Annotated in this window: 24 protein-coding genes and 1 other annotated feature; of the genes, 2 read left to right on the top strand and 22 right to left on the bottom strand. The window is 35.3% G+C overall.

What is annotated here, in order from left to right; all coding sequences use genetic code 11:
- Window positions 1-48 precede the first annotated feature (48 nt).
- The 20 genes from aspS to mreC form a co-directional block, all read right to left on the bottom strand.
- Window positions 49-1818 (bottom strand): aspartate--tRNA ligase, encoded by a 1770-nt coding sequence (gene aspS, locus HMPREF1208_RS04955; protein WP_016425262.1) that lies wholly within the window; start codon window positions 1816-1818, stop codon window positions 49-51.
- Window positions 1818-3089: a histidine--tRNA ligase gene (gene hisS, locus HMPREF1208_RS04960; protein WP_016425263.1), complete on the bottom strand. Its 1272-nt coding sequence runs from the start codon at window positions 3087-3089 to the stop codon at window positions 1818-1820. Before hisS ends, aspS begins: the two co-directional genes overlap by 1 nt.
- Window positions 3090-3447: 358 nt before the next feature.
- Window positions 3448-4323: an N-acetylmuramoyl-L-alanine amidase gene (locus HMPREF1208_RS04965; RefSeq protein WP_016425264.1), complete on the bottom strand. Its 876-nt coding sequence runs from the start codon at window positions 4321-4323 to the stop codon at window positions 3448-3450.
- Window positions 4320-4772, bottom strand: coding sequence for a D-aminoacyl-tRNA deacylase (gene dtd, locus HMPREF1208_RS04970; RefSeq protein ID WP_016425265.1), 453 nt, complete (start codon window positions 4770-4772; stop codon window positions 4320-4322). The genes HMPREF1208_RS04965 and dtd overlap by 4 nt, the downstream gene beginning before the upstream one ends.
- 12 nt (window positions 4773-4784) lie before the next feature.
- Window positions 4785-6974 (bottom strand): RelA/SpoT family protein, encoded by a 2190-nt coding sequence (locus HMPREF1208_RS04975; protein WP_016425266.1) that lies wholly within the window; start codon window positions 6972-6974, stop codon window positions 4785-4787.
- Window positions 6975-7314: 340 nt separating this feature from the next.
- Window positions 7315-7833, bottom strand: a complete 519-nt coding sequence (locus tag HMPREF1208_RS04980; protein ID WP_016425267.1) for an adenine phosphoribosyltransferase — start codon at window positions 7831-7833, stop codon at window positions 7315-7317.
- Window positions 7834-7846: 13 nt separating this feature from the next.
- A complete protein-coding gene (recJ, locus tag HMPREF1208_RS04985) occupies window positions 7847-10129 on the bottom strand; it encodes a single-stranded-DNA-specific exonuclease RecJ (RefSeq protein WP_016425268.1) in 2283 nt (760 codons plus the stop codon).
- A gap of 108 nt (window positions 10130-10237) precedes the next feature.
- Window positions 10238-12517, bottom strand: coding sequence for a protein translocase subunit SecDF (secDF, locus tag HMPREF1208_RS04990; RefSeq protein WP_016425269.1), 2280 nt, complete (start codon window positions 12515-12517; stop codon window positions 10238-10240).
- Window positions 12518-12655: 138 nt separating this feature from the next.
- Complete coding sequence (gene yajC / locus HMPREF1208_RS04995) at window positions 12656-12919, bottom strand: preprotein translocase subunit YajC (RefSeq protein ID WP_016425270.1); 264 nt, start codon at window positions 12917-12919, stop codon at window positions 12656-12658.
- Between the two features lie 16 nt (window positions 12920-12935).
- Complete coding sequence (gene tgt / locus HMPREF1208_RS05000) at window positions 12936-14075, bottom strand: tRNA guanosine(34) transglycosylase Tgt (RefSeq protein WP_016425271.1); 1140 nt, start codon at window positions 14073-14075, stop codon at window positions 12936-12938.
- Between the two features lie 17 nt (window positions 14076-14092).
- A complete protein-coding gene (gene queA, locus HMPREF1208_RS05005) occupies window positions 14093-15118 on the bottom strand; it encodes a tRNA preQ1(34) S-adenosylmethionine ribosyltransferase-isomerase QueA (protein ID WP_016425272.1) in 1026 nt (341 codons plus the stop codon).
- Window positions 15119-15135: 17 nt separating this feature from the next.
- Entirely contained in the window at window positions 15136-16134 is a 999-nt protein-coding gene (gene ruvB, locus HMPREF1208_RS05010; protein WP_016425273.1) for a Holliday junction branch migration DNA helicase RuvB, read from the bottom strand.
- Window positions 16135-16150: 16 nt separating this feature from the next.
- Entirely contained in the window at window positions 16151-16756 is a 606-nt protein-coding gene (gene ruvA, locus HMPREF1208_RS05015; RefSeq protein ID WP_016425274.1) for a Holliday junction branch migration protein RuvA, read from the bottom strand.
- 12 nt (window positions 16757-16768) lie between these two features.
- Window positions 16769-17212, bottom strand: a complete 444-nt coding sequence (locus tag HMPREF1208_RS05020) for an ACT domain-containing protein (protein WP_037559285.1) — start codon at window positions 17210-17212, stop codon at window positions 16769-16771.
- Between the two features lie 25 nt (window positions 17213-17237).
- A complete protein-coding gene (gene obgE, locus HMPREF1208_RS05025) occupies window positions 17238-18527 on the bottom strand; it encodes a GTPase ObgE (protein WP_016425276.1) in 1290 nt (429 codons plus the stop codon).
- Between the two features lie 153 nt (window positions 18528-18680).
- Entirely contained in the window at window positions 18681-18965 is a 285-nt protein-coding gene (rpmA, locus tag HMPREF1208_RS05030; protein WP_014613716.1) for a 50S ribosomal protein L27, read from the bottom strand.
- Window positions 18966-18975: 10 nt separating this feature from the next.
- Complete coding sequence (locus tag HMPREF1208_RS05035) at window positions 18976-19296, bottom strand: ribosomal-processing cysteine protease Prp (protein WP_016425277.1); 321 nt, start codon at window positions 19294-19296, stop codon at window positions 18976-18978.
- Window positions 19297-19298: 2 nt separating this feature from the next.
- A complete protein-coding gene (rplU, locus tag HMPREF1208_RS05040; protein WP_016425278.1) occupies window positions 19299-19607 on the bottom strand; it encodes a 50S ribosomal protein L21 in 309 nt (102 codons plus the stop codon).
- An 11-nt stretch (window positions 19608-19618) separates the two neighbouring features.
- Window positions 19619-19692 (bottom strand) — a sequence feature (ribosomal protein L21 leader region).
- A gap of 35 nt (window positions 19693-19727) precedes the next feature.
- A complete protein-coding gene (gene mreD, locus HMPREF1208_RS05045; protein WP_016425279.1) occupies window positions 19728-20243 on the bottom strand; it encodes a rod shape-determining protein MreD in 516 nt (171 codons plus the stop codon).
- The gene (gene mreC / locus HMPREF1208_RS05050) at window positions 20243-21079 is read right to left on the bottom strand and encodes a rod shape-determining protein MreC (RefSeq protein ID WP_016425280.1); all 837 of its coding nucleotides are present in this window, start codon (window positions 21077-21079) and stop codon (window positions 20243-20245) included. The genes mreD and mreC overlap by 1 nt, the downstream gene beginning before the upstream one ends.
- Window positions 21080-21663: 584 nt before the next feature.
- On the opposite strand from mreC, the gene HMPREF1208_RS12175 reads away from it, so the two are divergent.
- Window positions 21664-21909, top strand: a complete 246-nt coding sequence (locus HMPREF1208_RS12175) for a hypothetical protein (RefSeq protein ID WP_187364094.1) — start codon at window positions 21664-21666, stop codon at window positions 21907-21909.
- A gap of 330 nt (window positions 21910-22239) precedes the next feature.
- Here HMPREF1208_RS12175 and HMPREF1208_RS12500 read toward each other — a convergent pair whose 3' ends face one another.
- Both HMPREF1208_RS12500 and HMPREF1208_RS05060 read right to left on the bottom strand, forming a co-directional pair.
- Window positions 22240-22371, bottom strand: a complete 132-nt coding sequence (locus HMPREF1208_RS12500; RefSeq protein ID WP_016425282.1) for a hypothetical protein — start codon at window positions 22369-22371, stop codon at window positions 22240-22242.
- An 83-nt stretch (window positions 22372-22454) separates the two neighbouring features.
- On the bottom strand, window positions 22455-22931 hold the full coding sequence (locus tag HMPREF1208_RS05060; protein ID WP_016425283.1) for a DUF4930 family protein: 477 nt from the start codon (window positions 22929-22931) through the stop codon (window positions 22455-22457).
- Between the two features lie 172 nt (window positions 22932-23103).
- On the opposite strand from HMPREF1208_RS05060, the gene HMPREF1208_RS12355 reads away from it, so the two are divergent.
- Entirely contained in the window at window positions 23104-23265 is a 162-nt protein-coding gene (locus HMPREF1208_RS12355) for a hypothetical protein (RefSeq protein ID WP_016425284.1), read from the top strand.
- Window positions 23266-23381 lie beyond the last annotated feature (116 nt).

Genomic DNA, 23381 nt, shown 5'->3' on the forward strand with positions numbered 1-23381 from the left:
ATCAGTGATTTAGCAAATAATAAGTTTATCATGCCGTGAAATGATATTTTAAATGTTTTTAATACGCAAAGACAATTCATCTAATTGGCGGTTAGATACAGGGCTCGGCGCATCTGTTAATAAATCTGTAGCCGATGCAGTTTTAGGGAATGCGATTGTATCACGTAAATTTGTACGACCTGACAATAACATCACAAAACGGTCCAGTCCTAATGCAATTCCGCCATGTGGAGGTGCGCCATATTTAAACGCATCTAATAAAAATCCGAATTGCTCTTGTGCTGCTTCATCAGAAAAACCAAGTGCTTTAAACATTTTTTGTTGTAATTCTCCATTATGAATACGGATAGAACCGCCACCTAATTCATAACCATTTAAAACGAGGTCATACGCTTGTGCTTGCGCTTTTTCAGGTGCTGTTTCTAATAATTCGATATCTTCTACTTTTGGTGAAGTAAATGGATGGTGTGCTGCTACATAACGACGCGCTTCTTCATCATATTCAAGCAATGGCCAGTCAGTAACCCATAAGAAATTCAATTGTTCAGGATCAATCAGACCTCTTTCTTTTCCTAATTTATTTCGTAAAGCGCCTAAACTTTGTGCAACGACCTCTTTTGTATCAGCAACAAATAACACGAGGTCTCCATCTTTAGCATTTGTGAGCGATTGTAATTTTTCAACATGCTCGGCTTCAAAAAATCGTGCAATAGGTCCATTCAAGCCATCTTCTACAACTTTAACCCATGCTAATCCTTTAGCACCATAAATATTAACAAATTCAGTTAAACCATCGATGTCTTTTCTTGTGTAATCTTTAGCACCATTTTCAACGACGATGGCTTTCACTTGGCCGCCACTTTCAACAGCACCTTTAAACACTTTAAAGTCCATAATTTGACCTAATTCTGAAACGTCAATCAATTCCATACCGAATCGTGTATCTGGTTTATCTGTTCCATATCTTTCCATTGCTTCAGCATAAGTCATACGTGGAAATGCATCTGTCAAAGTAACCTGTTTAACATCAGATACAACTTTTTTAGCCATTGCTTCACCTAATTGAATGACATCTTCTTGTTCAACGAAGCTCATTTCAATATCGATTTGTGTAAATTCAGGCTGACGGTCAGCACGTAAGTCTTCATCTCGGAAACATTTAACAATTTGATAATATTTGTCGAATCCACTAATCATAAGCAATTGTTTAAACAACTGTGGTGATTGAGGAAGTGCATAAAATTCACCCTCATGTACACGAGATGGGACAAGGTAGTCACGTGCGCCTTCAGGTGTAGACTTTGTTAAGACAGGCGTTTCCACATCATAAAAATCTTGATCATCTAAAAATGTACGAATTGATTTTGTAATTTGATGGCGCATTTTAAATGTTTGCGCTAACTTTTCGCGTCGTAAATCTAAGTAGCGATATTTAAGTCGAATATTTTCATCTACATTGACATTATCTTCATTGATAGAAAATGGGGGTGTCTCTGATTGATTAATAATTTCGATAGACTTCGCTTGTACTTCGATTTGACCGGTTTTAATTTTAGGGTTAATTGTTTCTGGATCTCTTTTCGTTACTGTACCTGTGATTTCAACAACATATTCTGAGCGAATACGTTCAGCAACTTTTAATGCTTCTTCAGAGAAATCAGGATTAAATACGACTTGTACATAGCCTTCTCTATCACGAACATCTACAAAGATAAGGCCCCCTAAATCTCTGCGGTTGTGGACCCAACCTTTTAATGTAATCTCTTGTCCTAAATATGCTTCTGTGACTAAACCACAGTACGTCGTTCGTTTGTTCATTACTTTCTTCCTCCATTAATATATCTTTCAATTTCTTCAAATTTCATTGTTTTTGCTTCTCCCGTTGCCATATGTTTCACTGCAACTTCGCCATTTTCTAGTTCTTGATTCCCGATTACAATCGTATAGGTTGCGTTAAGACGGTCAGCTTGTTTCATTTGTCCTTTTAATTTACGTGACAAATAATCTTTATCAGCTGAAATGCCGTCATGTCTCAAACGGTTAAGTAATGTTACAGCATAATGATCCGCTTTTTCTCCCATAGTTGCAATAAATAAGTCGATTTGGTTTTCTTCTGGAAATTCGATGCCTTCTTCTTCTAAAGCTAATAGTAAACGTTCAATACTTAACGCAAATCCAATACCTGTTTCATTTGGTCCATCTAATAACTCTAACAAACCGTTGTAACGGCCACCGCCACAAAGTGTAGTGATTGCGCCATCATACGCTTCGTTATCCATCATCAATTCAAACGCTGTGTGCGTGTAATAATCTAATCCACGAACAAGTGTTGGATCCACTTCATACGGGATACCTAAACGATCTAAGTGTGCTTTCACTTCTTCAAAATACGATTTTGAATAATCGTTTAAATAATCAATGATCGAAGGCGCTGTTTTCATCTCTGGTTGATTGCGATCGACTTTGCAATCTAAAATACGCATTGGATTGGTCTCAATTCGATTTTGACAATCTTGACAATAATTATGGATGACAGGTCTAAAGTGTTCACGTAGCGCCTCTTGATATTCTTTACGTGATTCTGCATCACCAACACTATTAATGACAAGTTTAAGTTTTTTCAAACCAAATGATTGGTAGATATGCATGACTAATGCTAAAACTTCAGCATCAATACTTGGGTTTTCAGCACCAATCACTTCAACACCAAATTGATTAAATTGACGATAGCGTCCTTTTTGTTTTCTTTCATAACGAAACATTGGCCCATTATAATACAACTTAACAGGTTGATTAGGATTACCCTGCATTTTGTTTTCGATATAACTTCTTACTACAGCAGCTGTTCCCTCTGGTCGTAAAGTAATACTACGATCCCCTTTATCTTTAAATGTGTACATTTCTTTTTGCACAACGTCAGTTGAATCACCAACGCCACGTGCAAATAAATCTGTACTTTCAAATATAGGTGTTCTAATTTCTTGATAGTTATACAGTTTCATTAATTCATCTAATTTTGATTCAATATACTGCCATTTTGAAGTATCTTGAGGTAATATATCTTGCGTTCCACGCGGAATGTGAATCATCTTCATCTCTCCTTTATCATTGATTGCACCAGTCATCGAATTTTGAATAAAAAAAGCCCCTTGTATGACTTTTTGCATACAAGGGACGTACTTTAAGCCGTGTTGCCACCCTAATTAAGTACAATCAACTGTCACGATTGTACTTCACTCTATAGCCAGTAACGTTGGCCGTACGACTTTATTTTCATAAAGTACCTCTTCTTGTGTTCAACAACTTAACTTGAAGGTTTATCTTTCAGCCTAGGATAAACTCTCTGCATTTCTTCATGAATCTAAAAAGTCTCTTCAAGAATACTAACGGTGATAAATATAAAATTCATTCATTATCATAACTGTTTTTATGTTCAGTTTCAAGATGTTAACTTAAAAAATAATTTTTTAATCCATCAACGATAGCAGTTTCAACTATCTTTCTATGATTTGTATCTCTAATCAACACTTCGTCAGTTGGATTACTAATATAGCCAAGTTCAAGTAAAACAGCAGGCATTTCTGTTTGTCGTAAAACTTGATAGTTTTCTTGTCTTGGACCACGATCAGATAATATCGCTTTCTTTTGAATACTTGCATTTAAAGTTTCCGCAAGTGCTTGTTGCTGTTCGTGGAACCAATAAACGGTTGCGCCATTCGCATTTGGTGAGTCAAGCGCATCATTATGAATGCTGATAAAAACATCGCCTTTTAAGTTTCTTTCTTTCAATTTAACATACTCATCCTTAGTGCGTGTTAATTTGACTTTTGCACCTTCTTTTTCAAGCAGTTCTTTTAATTCTAAACTTGTTTTTAAAGTCATATTTTTTTCTAAAGTTTTCTTACCCGTTTGACTGGCAGCACCCTGATCTCCGCCACCATGTCCCGGATCAAGAACGATCACTTTATTCTTTAATGGATGGGCATAAGGGTTTTCATCTTCCTTAATGTCTAGATTCGTATGCCAGCCAGCAATCCAACCTTTTTCTTTGCCATCTGGTGAACGTACTTCTACCCATTTGCCGCTTTGCCCTATTTTGATAAAGCTATCGCCTTCTTTAACTTTATATATCACTGGAAATGCAGTATTAGGGCCCGTTCTAATTTCTGCATCTTCCACAACATGAATTTGGCTCGTATGACTCTCTTTAATTAAAATAAAGGAAATGAGGATTGCAATGATAACAGCCAAAATAAGTAACGCTAAATAAAATCTATGCGGTTTGATTCTCTTTTTCTTTAACCATTGATCTACTTTTTTCATAGGATTTTGCCATCTATACTTTCATAGATTATCGTCACGGGTCCATCATTTTGAATATCTACAAGCATATCTGTTCCAAATTGACCTGTTTCAACTGCCAAATGATAAGTACGTAATTGCTCATTAAAATATAAATATAGCGCATTGGCTTCATCTGGAGACATTGCTTTACTAAATCCTGGTCGATTGCCTTTTCGCACATCCGCATATAAGGTGAATTGTGAAATTGACAAAATATCGCCTTCGATTTGTTGGACATTTAAATTTAATTTGCCGTTGTCATCCTCAAAAATGCGAGAATTTGCAATTTTCTTAGCGAGTACATCTGCATCCGCTTTTGTATCATTTTCGCCAACGCCTACGAGTAAGCATAAACCACGATCTATAGAGCGCGCTATTTGGCTGTTTTTCACACTTGCAGCTTGCACACGTTGTACAACGATTCTCATAATTAAGCACTCCTAATTCCAAACTCGTGTTACTGTATAGATATCGCCGAGTTGTTTAATTTTATCAGCAACTTTATACACTTCATGTACATTTTTTACCATAATACTTAAATTAATAACAGCATTTTTATCAATATCAGATTTACCTGCTACTTTAATTAATTGACTAGAGGTGCTATTCACTGCTTGTAAAACCTCATTTAACAAGCCATTTCTGTCGTAAGCAGTGACTTCTAAATCTACTTGATATTTCTGAGCTGCATTTTTAGATTTGACCCATTCCACATCAATTAAACGCTCTTTTTCGTTTTGAATATTTGGACAATCCGTACGGTGCACTTTTATACCATGACCTTTTGTAATATAGCCTAATATTTTATCACCTGGTATCGGATTGCAACATTTGGATAACTTAATTAGAACATTATCTAAACCTTCAACATACACACCTGAATCTGTCGTAATGTGATCTTTAATAGGTGCTGATTTCGTCACTTGTTGTGCCTGATTCAATGCTTTTTGCTTGTTTTCGATACGAATTCTTTCAGTCAGTTTGTTGACGATTTGAGCTGATGTCACACCCCCGAAACCAACTGCAGCATATAAATCATCTTCATTGGCAAAATTATACTTATCATTTACTATTTTTAAATTACGTTCAGTTAATAGTTCGTCAGGTTTAAAGCCTTGCTCTTTAAGTTCAGCTTCCACCATAAACTTACCTTTTTCAATATTTGAAGAGCGATCTTGCTTTTTAAAGAAACTTTTAATTTTACTTTTAGCACTTGATGAACGTACGATTTTTAACCAATCACGGCTTGGACCATATGAATGCTTACTCGTTCTAATTTCAACGATATCGCCGGTTTGTAACACGTAGTCAATCGGCACAATTTTACCGTTTACTTTTGCACCTATCATTTTATTGCCGACTTCACTGTGAATTGCATATGCAAAATCAATCGGTACCGCGCCGTACGGTAACTCAATTACATCACTCGCTGGTGTAAAAGCGTAAACTTTATCACTTTGTAAATCAAATTTAAGTGACTCAATAAATTCTTGCGCATCAGAAGAAGTATGATCAGTTTCTGCAATATCTTTTAGCCAATTTAGCTTTTTATTATATGTTTCACTATCTTTGTCAACTTGTTTTCCCTCTTTATAAGCCCAATGCGCTGCAACCCCATGCTCTGCGATTTCATGCATTTCAAAAGTACGAATTTGGATTTCTAATGGGTCGCCATTCGGACCAACGACAGTCGTATGCAATGACTGATACATATTTTGTTTTGGCATCGCAATATAATCTTTAAAACGACCAGGCATCGGTTTCCATAGGGTATGGACGAGACCTAATACGGCGTAACAGTCTTTGATAGAGTTAACGATAACACGTACAGCAAGCAAATCAAAAATCTGATCGAACTGTTTCTTTTGCTTCATCATTTTACGATAAATACTGTAGATATGTTTGGGGCGACCATTGATTTCACCACTAATTTCCATAATTTCCATTTCTTTACGTATATTTTGAATTGCGTTTTCAATATAAGCTTCACGTTCGCTTCGTTTCTTTTTCATGAGATTAACAATTCTAAAATATTGAACATTATCAATATATCTTAGTGCAATATCCTCTAATTCCCACTTAATTGTATTGATCCCTAAACGATGGGCAAGCGGTGCATATATTTCCAATGTTTCTTTTGAAATTCGAATTTGTTTCTCACGAGGCATTGCACGCAAAGTCCTCATATTATGTAATCGGTCAGCTAATTTAACTAAAATGACACGTACATCTTTAGCGATTGCAATAAATAATTTACGATGATTTTCAGCTTGTTGCTCTTCTTTCGAACGGTATTTTACCTTTTTTAATTTCGTAACCCCATCGACAATTGTCGCAATTTCCACATTGAACATTTCTTCAACATCATCAAAAGTATACGGCGTATCTTCAATCACATCATGTAAAAAACCTGCAACAATCGTTGGGCCATCGAGATGCATTTCAGTTAATATACCTGCCACTTGAATAGGGTGCATTATATAAGGTAAACCGTTTTTACGAAATTGTCCTTCGTGTGCTTGGTAAGCGATGTGATAACTTTTTAATACATATTCATATTGTTCGCTGTCTAAATATGTTTTTGCTTTATGCAATACCTCATCTACACTATATGGATATTCGTTATTCATTATGGTCACCCCCACGTTATAAATAATAATTCTATCATACTACATGATTAAAAATAATTGAACCGTATCACAACGCATAATTTTATTACAAAAGAATAATAAAAGTGTCAATAATTTTAGTTTTTCAATACTTGATTACATTTTAAAATGTTTACTCTGTTTATTTAAAGCGTTTATTTAAAATATAGAAGCAACAGCAAATGATATCAATCGACCTCAACGTAACATTTAATATAATAAAAAAAGTGAGACTGAAATCTATAATAAAACGAAGATTTCTTAATCTCACTAAATTCCAACATACAATGATGTGTATGTTAGAAACTTTTGATTCTATGAACTATTCATTATACGTGATTAAACGCATCACGTCGTAATCTTTAATTTTTTCTATACCATTTAAGTAAGCAAGTTCAATAATAAATGCAATGCCAGCAACGATACCGCCTTGTTTCTCAACAAGATGAATAGCCGCTTCGATTGTTCCACCTGTAGCAAGCAAATCATCAGTAATTAATACTCTTTGACCTGGTTTGATTGCGTCTGCATGCATTGTGAGTACATTGCTTCCGTATTCTAGGTCATATTCATAACGGATGACTTCACGTGGAAGCTTCCCTTCTTTACGAACAGGTGCAAAACCGATTCCCATTGCATATGCAACAGGACATCCGATGATAAAACCACGTGCTTCTGGTCCTACGACAATATCAACGTTTTTCTCTTTTGCATATTTAACGATTTGATCTGTCGCATAGCCGTATGCTTCTCCGTTGTCCATGATTGTTGTAATATCTTTAAAATTAACGCCTGCTTTAGGCCAATCTTTGACTTCAGACACATATTTTTTTAAATCCACTTAAATCCTCTCCTCATTCAATCCCTGCTAATTCATTAACAAACCAAGACTTAATGGCATCAAATTCTTCATATAAGAGCTGTTTTTCAACTTCAATTCGCTGTACCCGTGCTTGATAAATGCGACTAGCTGAAATAGACTGCTTTTCACGAGAATGCGCAATCTCAATTATACCATCTTTTTGTGAAATAATTTGTAAGTCTAAGAAAACTTTTAAAATAAATTTCAGCATAGCGGGTTTAATTTGCAAATATTGACTCAGTGCCATACCTTCAGTTTCTAGATTTGTTTTACCCTTTTGAAATAGTGCTTTATAACATTTTTTAAACGTATCATCTTTCGGTAAACCTTCAAAATAAATAGAATGTTGATGCTCAAATACAAGATAAATTTGAGATGCTTTAATGTAACGACATGACAGCTTTATATCTTCCATAGTAAGTGGTAAATCTCTCATTACACATTTATCATAACCTTCTGGAATGACCTCGCCATAATAGAATTCATGATGACTAGATTTATCTTTATTTGGATGTATCAGATAACACACTTGATCTTTACCCTCAAATCGAGGTAACCGCTTATTTTTGCTGCGATAATCTAAAATCTGTCGATCATTACTTCTTACATCAGTCATTACAAATTGAGGCGTACGATTCCCATTCCATTCATTAATTTGAAGTTCACCAATGATATCTATTTCTTGGTCTTCCATTAATTCTTGGTTTAATTCACCATGATTCCAAAACAAGCCTTGTAAATTTTGTTCATTAAAAGTAACTTTAAGATGATTCTGATTTTGACCAATCGCTTTCGCTTGTTGGATGGTCAAGCCATCAATTTGAAATACAGGTCTGTTAAAATCCATGCCAAAAGGGCGTAACCGTTCTAAAGAGCGGATTTGTTCAATCGTTACATGTTCGATATTTAAAACAACATTAACCATTTTGACGGGTTGTAGATCATCGTCATTAAAACGTTCAGTCATCCATGTATTTAGCGCGTTTCTTAGCTGATCTACATTTTCTATCGGCATTGTTAATCCTGCAGCCATATGGTGACCACCAAATTTTGTAATTAATGTAGATTCCGAAGATAGAGCTTCAAACATTGAGACTTGCGAAATACTTCGGGATGAACCTTTTGCATGTTGTTGGGCTTCATCAATATTTAAAATCATAGTAGGCAAATGAAATTTTTCAACAATTCTTGAAGCCACAATTCCTAATACGCCTTCGTGCCAATTTTCTTTAGCTAAAACTAAAAATTTTTGGCCCTCACTAACGGCTTCTTGAGCCATCTCCATCGCTTCCTCCACGATTTGTTGGACAATTTCTTTACGTTCCACATTGAAATGTTCCACTTGTTCTGCTAGAAATAGCGATTCTTCTGGATCATCTGACATTAATAATTCAGCCGCTAAACCTGCATCGTCTAAACGGCCTACCGCATTTAATCGAGGCGCAATGATAAAACCAATTGTTTCTTCATTAATATCATCTCGGTATTGTGCCTGATCTAATAAAGTGCGAATCGCCACGGGTGTCTCTTCATTGATATAAGTCAATCCTTTTTGAACAATCATCCGATTTTCATCAGTCAAAGAAACTAAATCAGCAATTGTCCCAATCATTGCTAAAACCCAAAATGAATGTGGCAATTCTTCTAAAAGCATATCTGCTAACTTAAACGCCACACCTGCACCACATAAATATTTAAATGGATAATTGAAATCAGGATGCATCGGATGGATAATTGCAAAAGCAGGAGGCAACGTTTCCCCCATTTCATGATGGTCTGTAACAATCACATCCACGCCTAGATTTTGCACAAGTTCAATTTCATGATGCCCTTGTATACCATTATCAACAGTAATAATTAACGTAACTCCTTCATCATAGGCATTTCTAAAGGCCATTTCGCTTGGCCCATATCCTTCTGTAAATCGGTTAGGGATATACCACCCTACAGTAGCACCAAGTTGTTGCAATGTTTTAACCATAATGGTCGTTGACGTTACACCGTCTGCATCATAGTCTCCATAAACAAGAATCTTTTCACCATTTTGAATTGCTTTATGTATGCGTGATATCGCTTTATCCATGTCACTTAATGCTTGAGGGTCATGTATCAAATGATTCGGTGCTAAAATGCGTTCAAGCTCTAATCCATCAGTGTACCCTTTGCTTTCTAGTATCGATTTCATCATCGGTGTCAATTTATATTTATCGACTAAAGCGTCATCAATCAAGCTATCAACTTGACGCGTTTGCCATTGAAAATTCGATTGTATCATAATCATTACCGCCTCTTTCTCAAAACGTATTATAACGAAAATTAGAGAAAATAAAAAGAACTTGGACATCATTGATGTTAATCAATAAGACGTCCAAGTTTATTTCTATTATACTAATACTTTTTCTTCGTTAGTACGTTTACGTTTATAAACAACAAGTTTGTGATGACTTGATTTACGTAATTCACGTTTCTTCAACATGCCCCAAAGCGGTACCGCAATAACAATAGATGAGTATACACCTGATACTAAACCAATCAATAATGCTAATGAGAAGTTGAATATACTTGATGCACCTAATATCAACATTGCAACAACGACGATAACTACGGTTAAAACAGTGTTGATTGAACGTGTTAACGTTTGTCGAATAGAACTATTCACAATATAGTCTATTTGCTCTTCTTTCGTGATTACTTTTACTTTTTTCAACATTTCACGAACACGGTCAAATGTTACAATCGTATCGTTTATCGAATAACCGATGATTGTCAGTACTGCAGCGATAAACGTTATATCAACCTCGAGTCTAAACAAGCTAAAGACGGCAATAATCATAAAAGCATCATGTAATAAAGAAATGATCGATGCGATACCCATACGCCATTCAAAACGTAAAGAAATGTAAATAATCATACCAATGGATGCAATAATCACTGCTAGCATCGCATTTTTAGCCAATTCTTGACCTATTACAGGTGATACAGTATTCACAGATGGCTCTTTGCCATATGCATCTTTTAATGTTTTAGATACTTTAGCAATTTCATCTTTTGACAAGTCATGTTTATACTGCATCGAAGCATTTTCATTTTTATTTCCACCAATTGATAATTGGTTTGGTTTCAAATCAATCGCTTCTAATTTTTTCTCTACTTGGTTTTGATTGAGTGGTTGATCACTTTGAAGATCAACACGCGTACCAGAAGTAAAATCAATACCTAAGTTCAATTTGAAAATTGATAAAATGATAACACCTGCTAAAATGACCACACCACTAAATGCAAATAGTGGCTTTGCAATTTTCATAAAATCAATCTTATCGTAAGGTGTACTTAAATCCGATACATCATAACCGTCATTAATATTATGAATTTGATTGTTTTTAACACCAAACCACCAAAGTTTTTTCTTGAATACATTGGATTGTACGACTAAAGATAAAAGAATACGTGTTAAGAAGACCGCAGTCACAAAGCTCATTAAAATTGCCAATAATAACATCGTAGCGAAACCTTTAACTGAACTTTCCCCAAAGAAGAAGAGAACAGCGGCTGCAAGTACAGTTGTCAAGTTGGCATCTAAAATAGTAATAAATGAGCTTTTATTTGCTTTTTTATAAGCTTGTTTTAATGTGCGACCAATTCGCAACTCGTCTTTAATCCTTTCGTACATGATGATATTCGCATCAACAGCCATACCTACACCAAGTACTAACGCGGCTAAACCAGGTAATGTGAGGACACCTGAGATAAAATTAAATGCTAACATTGTTAAATAAATATAAGTTGTTAATGTAATGACAGCAATTAAACCTGGCAAACGGTAGAATAATAACATGAATAAGAAAATGATGCTAATCCCAATAATTGATGCAAACATCGTCTTATCTAATGCATCTTGACCAAATTGGGCACCAACTGAAGTTGAATAGATTTCTTTTAAATCAACTGGTAATGAACCAGAATTCAAAAGATCAGCAATTTGTTTGGCTTCAGTTATGCCTTTTTCACCTTGGAAACCACCTGAAATTTCAACATTAGGTGAGTTAATCGGTTGGTCTACAGAAGCTGCTGAAATATATTTTGGATCTTCTTTAGTTTTTTCTTTCGCATAGCTGTCGCCTTTTTTAAAGTCGAGCCATACAACCATTACATTTTCTTGCTTTTTAGAAATTTTTTCTGTTACTTTTTTAAATTTATCACTGTCTTTTAATTTAAAAGTAACTGCGGGTTGGTTCGTATTTTGTTTAAACTCTTGTTTAGCCGAACCTTGAACTAAATCTTTACCAGTTAATAAAACTTTATCATCAGCATCCCGTATTGTTAAATTAGCTTGTGATGATAAAATTTTACGGGCTTGGTTTTGGTCCTTAACCCCAGCAAGTTGAACACGTATACGATTTTGGTCTTCAACTTGTATTTTCGGTTCAGAGACACCAAGTACGTTGACCCGACGTTCTAAAGTTTTAGCTGTGGATTGTACGGCGGTATTATCAATTTTATCGCCTTTATCAAGTGGGTTGACTTGATATAAAACTTCGAATCCACCTTGTAAATCAAGCCCTAAGTTGACATTTTTGATCACATTTTTATATGTAGTGGCCATTCCCGCGAATAATAGCACGACAAGAATAACAAAGGTGATCAATCTACTTGTTTTTTTCACATAAACACCTCATTTTATCTTATGTTTCAAGCATACTTCACTTTACAAAATTAGTGCAAGTGATTTCTAACACGAACTAAAAAAGACATGGGTATAATCCATGTCTTTAATTGTATTAAAGCTGTTCAATACAATCCGTTATGAAGGATCCACTTGTTTAATGGCTTGTTTTTCAAAAGTCAGTTCAGTACCTTTACCATTAACTGTAATGACAGCTGTCGTTTCGTCAACTGCACGAACTGTTCCTTTAATACCACCAATTGTCGTTACACGTTGGCCCGCTTCTAATTGGTCTACCATTTGGCGATGCTCTTTAGCACGCTTTTGTTGTGGACGAATCATAAAGAACCACATAACAACAAATAGCAATATTAAAGGTAATAAACTAATAAGTGAAGACATAAATCTTAGCTCCTATCTAGAAATTTTTCGGATTATCAACATTGAGGCCATATTGTTCGAAAAATTCCTCTTTAAAATCTAAAAGACGATCCTCTCGAATGGCTTGTCTAATGTTCTCCATTAATTTTAACAGAAAATGCAAATTATGATAAGTGGTAAGACGAATCCCAAAAGTTTCATCCGCTTTGATGAGATGTCTTAGGTATGCGCGTGAATAATTTTTACACGTATAACAATCACAATTTTCATCTAGCGGTCTAAAATCCTCTTTATATTGCGCATTTTTTACGACAACACGGCCATGTGAAGTCATACATGTTCCATTACGTGCAATACGTGTCGGTAATACACAATCAAACATATCCATACCACGGATGCTACATTCAATCAATGCATCAGGAGAACCTACGCCCATTAAATAACGCGGCTTATCTTTAGGCATAAACTGCTCAGTAAATTCGACCATCTCATACATGACAGGTTTTGGCTCACCAACAGACAATCCACCTATCGCATATCCTGGAAAATCAAGTTTAACGAGTTCTTCCGCTGATTGTTGACGTAAATCTTTGTATTCTCCACCTTGGATAATTCCAAACAAGGCTTGATCGTTCGGACGTTGGTGCGCTTGTAAGCATCGTTCAGCCCATCTTGTTGTTCTTTCAATAGAATTTTTCACATAATCATACTCAGCTGGCATAGGAGGGCACTCATCAAAAGCCATGATAATATCCGAACCTAAATCATTTTGTATTTTGATAGAATCTTCTGGAGATAAAAAGAGTTTTGAACCATTCGTATGATGTCTAAATTCTACACCTTCTTCGGTAATTTTTCTCAAATTACTCAAACTAAAAACTTGGAAGCCACCCGAATCCGTTAAAATAGGACCGTCCCAATTCATAAATTGGTGTAGGCCCCCCGCCTTTTTAACAATATCATTGCCAGGTTGTAACCATAAATGATAGGTGTTCCCTAATAAAATTTTCGTATTCATTTGTTTTAATTCTTCTGGGCTCATCGTTTTAACTGTAGCTTTTGTACCCACTGGCATAAACATAGGTGTCTCAAACGACCCGTGCGGTGTGTGTACAATGCCTAATCTTGCACCAGATTGTTTACAAGTTTTAATATGCTCATAAGTTACTGCAGGCATAATATTCTCCTCTCAAACTAAATAATAATCATCGCATCGCCAAAACTGAAAAATCGATATTTTTCAGCGACTGCATGACGGTATGCCGAAAGCACAAATTGTCGCGAACTAAAAGCAGATACCAACATCACTAAAGTGGATTTAGGTAAATGAAAATTGGTAATCAAGCCATCTATCGCTTTAAATTCAAAACCCGGATAAATAAATATATCCGTCCATCCACTAGAAGCAACAAATTGCGTATTATTTTGTCGAATGGTCTCTAGTGTTCTCGTTGAGGTCGTACCCACAGATATGATGCGATGGCCCTTAGCTTTAGTCTCATTTAGTAAATCTGCAGTCTCTTGAGACATTTGATAATATTCACTATGCATTTCGTGGTCATCGATATTCTCAACACTCACAGGTCTAAATGTACCTAATCCTACGTGAAGTGTGATAAATGCAATATTAACCCCATTTTCACGAATTTGTTGTAACAACTGATCTGTAAAATGTAAACCTGCAGTCGGTGCTGCAGCTGAACCAGACGCTTTTGCATAAACGGTTTGATAACGATCTTTTTCATCTAATCGTTCTTTAATATATGGAGGGAGAGGCATTTCGCCTAATTCATCAAGTCGCTCTTGTAAAATGCCGTCATAATGCAAGCGCATCATTCGGCCACCTTGATCGAGTTCTTTCATACAAGTAGCAATGATTTTTCCGTCTCCAAAGCTCAAAGATTGCCCTACTTTAATCCGTTTCGCTGGTTTAAGTAAAACTTCCCAGTCGTCACCTTCAATTTGAGTCAACATTAACATTTCAACTTTTGCTAGTGTTTCTTCTTTAACACCAAATAAACGCGCTGGCATTACTTTCGTATCATTTAATACAAGTGTATCGCCTTGTTTGAAAAATCGCGTAATATCTTTAAAATGCAAGTCTTCGGTATCACCAGTTTGTCGATTCAAATATAACAAGCGGCTTTGATCGCGCTGTTTTAATGGTGTTTGTGCGATGAGCGACTCTGGCAATTCATAATCAAATTCTTCAATATTCAAAGTAGTAACTCCTCTATTTAATGACTCGTATATTTAAAATGTTCATAGGCTTGGGGTGTCGCTTTACGACCTCTTGGTGTTCGCTCTAAAAAGCCTCTTTGAATGAGAAAAGGTTCATATACGTCTTCAATCGTAATACGCTCTTCTCCGATTGAAACAGCAATCGTATCTAACCCTACCGGCCCACCATGATATTGCTCAATAATACAAGCCATCATTTTGTGATCAATATAATCTAGACCTTCTTCATCGACTTGTAATAAGTGCAAAGCACGTTTTGTCGTCTCAATGTAAATCATGTCATCTTCATTTACTTGTTGGAAATCCCGTATTCGTTTTAATAAACGATTAGCGATACGAGGTGTCCCACGACTTCTTTTTGCAATTTCTATAGCACTTTCTTCATCAATTGCTGTGCCTAATACATCAACAGTGCGAATAATAATCTGTGCCAGTTCTTGTTCAGAATAATATTCTAAACGTAAATGAACACCAAAACGGTCACGTAAAGGACTCGTCAAACTCCCTGCACGTGTTGTTGCACCGACTAATGTAAATGGTGGTAAATCGATACGTATACTACGTGCTTCCTCGCCTTTTCCAACGATAATATCAATAAAAAAATCTTCCATAGCCGGATATAATACTTCTTCCACAACGCTACTTAGACGATGTATCTCATCAATAAATAAAACATCGCCAGGTTGTAAACCAGTTAAAATAGCAGCTAAATCACCGGGTCTCTCTATAGATGGCCCTGAAACTGTACGTAAATTAACGCCCATTTCATTTGCGATAATATGTGAGAGTGTCGTTTTACCTAAACCAGGAGGGCCAAAGAGAAGGACATGATCAAGTGGTTCTTCACGAATTTTAGCCGCTTGAATAAAAACTTCAAGATTTGATTTGATCGTACTTTGACCTATGTATTGTCTTAGCCGATCTGGCCGTAATGACAATTCAAAAGCTTGCTCATCAGATTGCTCATGGCCATCCATCATTCGATCTTGTTCCATTTGACTCACTCCTTTTTTATGAAACTAATTGTTTTAATCCAAATTTAACTGCTGCATCAACACTTTCAAAAGTTTCACTTTGCATCGCCTTCTCAACCTTTTTCAATTCACGCTTAGAATAGCCTAATGCTTCTAACACCAATAGTGCTTCTTTTGCATAATGAGAGGTTTCGATAGCATCCGTAGCATTCGAAAGTAGGTCTTCATCGTTCGTTTCGGTAATAACTACTTTACCTTTTAAATCTAATACAATTTGGCGCGCTGTCTTTTTACCGATTCCTGGAAATTTTGTTAAATACGCATCATTTTCATTTTCAATCGCGCGTTTAACTTCATTAGGCGTGCTCGCTGCTAAAATAGCTAATGCAGATTTAGGACCAATTCCAGTCACCTTAATTAAACTTAAAAACATATCCTTTTCTTCTTCATCAATAAAGCCATATAACAATTGAGCGTCTTCTCGTACAATTAACGACGTATAAACTTTAATAGATTGATTAAGATGCTTTTGAAAACGATATGAGTTTGGGGTCTGAATTTCATATCCCACACCCGATGTTGTTTCGACGATGATGTGTGTTGGATAAAGTGCCGTTAAATTCCCAAAGATATATGCATACATCGTAACTACTCCTTATAAATTCATTCCGATAATATCTACATTATAAATATTTTCCATTTGTCTTAATGTGTTAATTAATTCATAGGGATTAATTTTCGCTTTACTCCCATCTAGTGACAGTGTAATGGATGCTTTATTATTGATAGGGACACTTTGATGAATTGTGAGCACAGAAAGTTGAAGCTCTGACAATTTTTCAAGGATACTTGCCAGAATTACAACTTTATCAATAACAAATAAAATAATGGTATAAGCTTCTGTGCGCTTACGAACCTCATCTAATGGAAAGATAGTGTCTCTATATTTGTAGAATGCACTGCGTGAACAATCATGCATATCCACTGCTTCTTGAATTGTCAGTGATGGGTCATTTTTTAATGAGGATTTTACTTGTAGTACACGCTTCACGACGTAAGGTAGAACATCCTCACGAATAACATAAAATTGATGTTTCATACGCGCATTAGGCGCCTCCTGTTCATTATTCGACAAATTCAAACTCTCCTCCAAGAATACGTACAATATCACCATTCTCTGCACCACGTTCACGTAATGCGTCATCGATACCCATTGAACGCATTTGTCTAGCAAAACGTCGTACTGCTGGGTCACTATTAAAGTCGGTCATTTTAAACATACGTTCTATCGCATTACCACTTACGACATAAGCACCATCATCATCTCTCGTAATTTTAAATTGATCTTGTGAAGGTGTATGTTTATAAACAACACGATTGACACCGATTTGCTCTTCCGTCGCAGAAAAATCAACATCTTTGACCTTATCAAGTGTATTCGCTATTTCATAAAGTAATTGATCAATGTTTTCACGTGTATATGATGAAATTGGAATGATTTTAACCGGTTGATTAAGTTTATTTTTAAATTGTTCCAACTGGTCATGTGCTTCTGGTATATCCATTTTATTGGCAACAATGATCTGTGGTCGCTCTTCTAATCGTTGCGCATAAGCTTTTAGCTCTTGGTTGATAATCGTATAATCCTCATAAGGGTCACGGCCTTCTAAACCGCTCATATCAATTACATGCACAATTACTTTTGTTCTTTCGACATGTCTTAAGAATTGATGTCCTAAACCGACACCTTCAGATGCACCTTCAATCAAACCTGGTAAATCAGCCATAACAAAACTACGTTGGTCAGGCGTAACCACAACGCCTAAATTAGGTTGAATTGTAGTAAAGTGATAAGCGCCAATTTTAGGTTTTGCTTTAGAAACGATTGAAAGTAGTGTTGATTTACCAACACTTGGAAAACCAACAAGGCCTACATCAGCAAGAAGCTTAAGTTCCAAAGTTACTTCTATTTCTTCACCAGGTTCACCATTCTCACTAAAATCTGGTGCCGGGTTTTTAGGTGTCGCAAAACGTGAATTACCACGACCTCCACGACCTCCTTTTGCGATAACTGCACTTTGGCCATGTTCCACTAAATCAGCTAATGTTTGTTCTGTTTCAACATCTTTGATAATCGTTCCAGGCGGTACTTTTAAAACAAGATCCTCTGCATTTTTACCATGCATATTACTACTTTGACCGTTTTCGCCTTTTTTAGCTTTAAAGTGTCGTTGATATCTAAAGTCCATGAGAGTGCGCAATCCTTCATCTACTTGGAAAACAACTGATGCACCACGACCACCGTCACCACCGGCTGGTCCTCCAAATGGAACATACTTTTCACGGCGATATGCCGTAATACCATTCCCGCCATCACCCGCTTTTAATGATATTTTAACTTGATCTACAAACATATTTTCACCTCTTTTTCGATTTTTTTGTTTTATTTTAAACGCAAGTTACTTACTTTACGTTTGGTTCTCATTTTGAAACTATGATTATCTTTAGTCTAATCAATATAAAAAATAAACACCAGAAGTTACCTTCTGGTGTCAAAATTTGACAAATTATTCAGCAACTGCATATACAGAAACTTGTTTTTTGTCTCGACCTTTACGTTCGAATTTAACAACGCCATCGATTTTAGCGAATAATGTATCATCGCCACCACGACCTACGTTTTCACCTGGGTAAATCTTAGTTCCACGTTGACGGAATAAGATAGAACCACCAGTAACGAATTGACCGTCTGCACGTTTAGCACCTAAACGTTTAGATTCTGAGTCACGTCCGTTTTTAGTAGAACTTACCCCTTTTTTAGATGCGAAAAATTGTAAGTTTAATTTAAGCATGAGTTACACCTCACTTCAGATTTAATTTAATATACTCATTATATTCTTCTTCAATTGTTTGTAAAGAAACTAACATTGACTGGAGTATCAACTGTGCCTGCTCATTTGATGTATCAACAGATCTCACATGAAAATATCCACCGTCATCACTGTAATCAATATCTGGTCTTTCTGCAGTAAGTCCAATAATAGCGTTAACGCTACCGAAAACAACTGCTGAAGCACCAGCGCAAACAATGTCTTGACCATGCTCAGCAAAGTCAGCATGACCGTCCATTATGACATCTGTTATCTGACCTTCGTCATTCAATTTAAAGTCAACATTAATCATGATTAAGCGTTAATCTTATCAATTGTTAACTTAGTATATGGTTGACGATGGCCTTTTTTGCGTTTTGAATCTTTACGACGACGGTAAGTAAATACAGTGATTTTTTTACCGCGACCTTGTTTGTTTACAGTTGCAGTGACAGTTGCGCCTTCAACTGTAGGAGCACCAACTTTAACGTTGTCTCCACCGACGAATAAAACTTTATCAAAAGTGAAAGTGTCACCTTCGTTTACGTTTAATTTTTCAACGTAAATTTCTTGACCTTCTTCAACTTTTACTTGTTTTCCACCTGTTTCAATAATAGCAAACATACTTTGCACCTCCTAATTATAAGTCACGCCATATATAGGTGACATTGCGTACTTAAAACCTATATTTGAGCGGTTGTATGTAGCTATGAACTACTCAACTACTGAATCATACCATTCGTATTACTTCGTGTCAATAGTACTTAATTGATTTATGAAGCGATTAAAAATGAAATACATAAAGATTAATAAAAGACTGTTCAAAAACAATGTCGGTATGATACGGAAAACTAAAAATCCAAACATATTTATATCAATTAACCCCAATAGACTATAGATCACCATGACAAAAATTTCTAAGAATATCACACCAAGTAGAATCATGCCATAAAGCATTGTGTGATCTCTGAAAAAAACTTTTAAGAATTTATCGGCAATGAGAATGGACACAATGTAACCGAATAAATAAACACCATAAACTTGACCGAAATACAGATCTTGCATGATACCCAATAAGACACCTAAGATTAATGCGGTACTGGTATTTTTATAAATCGCAATGATCATTAAAAATAAAAAGCTTAAATGGGGCACTAATATAAATGAAAAGTGACCTATTGTAATCGGTGATAAAAAGGTAAGCAACGTATCTAGATAAAATATCAATAAGCCTATAAGTACATAATAAATCGATTTCATTATGAATTGTCACCCTTATCGTTAATTACTGTTTTAGGGTCTCTTTTAGCGATATAAACATGAGAAAAATGATTCATGTTTGCCCCAGTTTTAATAGAAACTTGCTTTGATAAACCATATTGATCGTTTTGAACTTTTTCAACTTCACCTACGTAAAGCCCTTTAGGCAATTGATCCCCTAAACCACTCGTTACAACTTTATCGCCCTCTTTAATATCTTCGTTATTATCTATATCACTGACAATAAGTTGATCTGTTTTATCATCATAGCGATCAATTAAACCAAACACTTCATCTGAACCATGTTGGATATTTACTGATAAACGGTTAGTACGTCCCTTAGTTGTAATTAAATTGATTTGTGACGAAAATTGATTCACTTTCGCAACACGGCCGACTAAACCATTGGCTGTCATAACAGCCATATTTTCTTTAATACCAGATTTTTTTCCTTTATCAATGACGACTGTATTTAACCATTGATCTGGTTGGCGTGCAATCACCCCTGCTGAAATAGGCGCATACTCTGAAATATCACTCATATCAAGTTCTTTTTTGAGTTTTTTATTTTCCGATTTAAGTCGTTCATTATCAGCTTGTAATTGTTTCTCTTTATTTGTAGGCGCTTCACTTTTATGGAATATGTCTGTAATAGTTCCCGCTACAAATTGGACTGGATAAGAGAAAATACGTTGCCCGAAGGAAATGGTATCACTCGCATATTGTTCAGGAACCGATTGGGTATTTGACCTGATAGATAATCCAACTAAAGCGATAAAAAGTATTAATGCACAAAACAACACAACGAGTTTGTTGTTTTTAAAAAAATTGGACAACCTCAACACCTCATATTATATGTAAATATATTACTGCTCCTATTTTATATTACTCTTGTTAGTAAATAAAGTACAAGGGTGTGTTGTAATGAGATCATAATGATTTTTGAAGATGATGACTTGAATGGTGCTATGACTTTTCAAATTTACATCGGCTAATATCAAGCAATTATCACGTGTATTTGTACGTCCCAAACATAAAAAGGTTCTTCATTTTTTATGGTGGGATGACATAAGTCATCCTGCTTTTTTGTACAAAAATAGCGCAAATGCCTCTATAATTTTAAGTGACTAAACCAAAAATAAAGGAGACATATTGCGCCTATGTGTAATGATATATTAAAGTTACTAAAAATTAAAGATAATAATATTAAAATCACTAAAGTTGAAGAAGATGTAGTTATTAGAGGTAAGAAATCTAACGTCATCTTTGGTACCCTTTCATACAAGCCTATGACTTGTCCTCACTGTTATCATACGAATCCAAACCGAATACACAAACACGGAAAACGTTTATCGCGAATTACTTTTTTAAGATTCCAAGAGATAGCAGTGTATTTAAATCTGTTAAAACAATGTTTTAAATGTATGGATGGAAAGTGTTACGCTTCTACAGAAAGTATGAGGATATCATTGCTTATACGATTGGAACCCCTCAATTCAATAATGGTGCGATTGAAGGAATTAATCAAAAAGTTAAACTGATTAAATTTCATATGGCTATCGCAACTTTTATAACTTCAAAAATCGCATTTTTATTATTTTTAGACTGTATAAAAGACCAAAGAAAAAAGCAATGCCACTTTTCAATAGTGAAATTGCTTAAATAGATTGCGTACCGAGTCGAGAATCCCGAGGCATAGAGCCGAAACCGAAAATCCATTTTGGCTTCTTATGAACTAAAATAAAAGCCAAAATTAGTTGAGGTAAGGCGCCTGGGAAAGCGAGACTCGAAGAAGCAATCGGAAGTTTGCGACTTAATTATTATAGACACATAACCACCATATAAAGTGTACAGCCCATAAAAAACGCCGAAAAAGTAAGGCATTAAGCTTACTCTTTCAGCGTAACTCTCAATTAGAATATGATTGCTTATCATTGAGTTATAAAATGATGGTTAAAATTCATGCCGTTAACTGACGATTAATCAGTAATTATTCTTAGTGACGTTGCCCTTTTGAATGTTGATCCTCTTGGTCTTCTTTGTAGAGGATTTCATCTTTACGCCATTCAGAAAATAATCTTTGTGCTTTTCGCTGCTCGTTTTGCTGTTTCGCATGATTTGTTTTCATTTTTACCACTCCTCTATGAGATTCCACAATCACAGCCTAACGTAAATAGACTCTATTTTCAAACGTGCTACCATCGAGGACCTTTAATCGTCTTCATCTTGCTGATAAGCTTCTAACGGTTGCAAAGATATCGGGTGTCCAAGCTGATTTAAATCGTCATACAAATCGTGTTCCGTTGTGTAAATCCGCATATTATTTTCACCGAAACGATACAGAATAAATTGAGAATCTCTTTCGGCTATTAAATATTCTTTATCATAACCAAGACGTGACATATCATTGACTTGCATAAATTCGTATTTATCTACCCAATTAAAAACATTCCTCATCTGACTTTTAGGAACATTTCTAAACATGTCATTTTCTTGTTGGACATACTTTCGGCCATTCACTGGGATTTCATATCCTTCATTATCAACCGCTTGATAAACTTCTTTATCTTTCATTGGATTCCACGGTTCATTTTTAATCTGAGGAAAATACTTTAATGCAGTAAATACGAGGGCTAAAAATAAAAAGACAACCATGAATAGTTTGAATAAGCTTTTAAAAATCCGCATGCATGCCCTCCACTATATTTTCATTATATTAATCTTAATTCATTCATTGTATTATCATTATAATGGCTTTATTATGTTTTAGCATCCATCTTAAGCATGAAATAAATATAACTTTAGAATGATGCGCTTTTCATACAAAACGATTATTATAGACATATAGGGAGTGACATTGATGAGTATTCTCACATTATTTTTAATTATATTATTAGTCGTTTTGCTATTCAGAGTCGGTATTACAATAATAAGATTTCTAATAAAAGTAGGATTAGTTGTATTAGCTTTATATTTATGTTATAAATTTGGTACGTGGCTTATTGGAAATTTTCAACTTTAGTAACAAAAGGTTCATGCAACATTGCATGGGCCTTTTGTTTTGGTTCTTCATTTTTTATGGTGGGATGACATAAGTCATCCTGCTTTTTTGTACAAAAATAGCGCAAATGCCTCTAT

It is taken from the genome of Staphylococcus sp. HGB0015 (assembly GCF_000411275.1).
GTDB lineage: Bacteria > Bacillota > Bacilli > Staphylococcales > Staphylococcaceae > Staphylococcus > Staphylococcus schleiferi.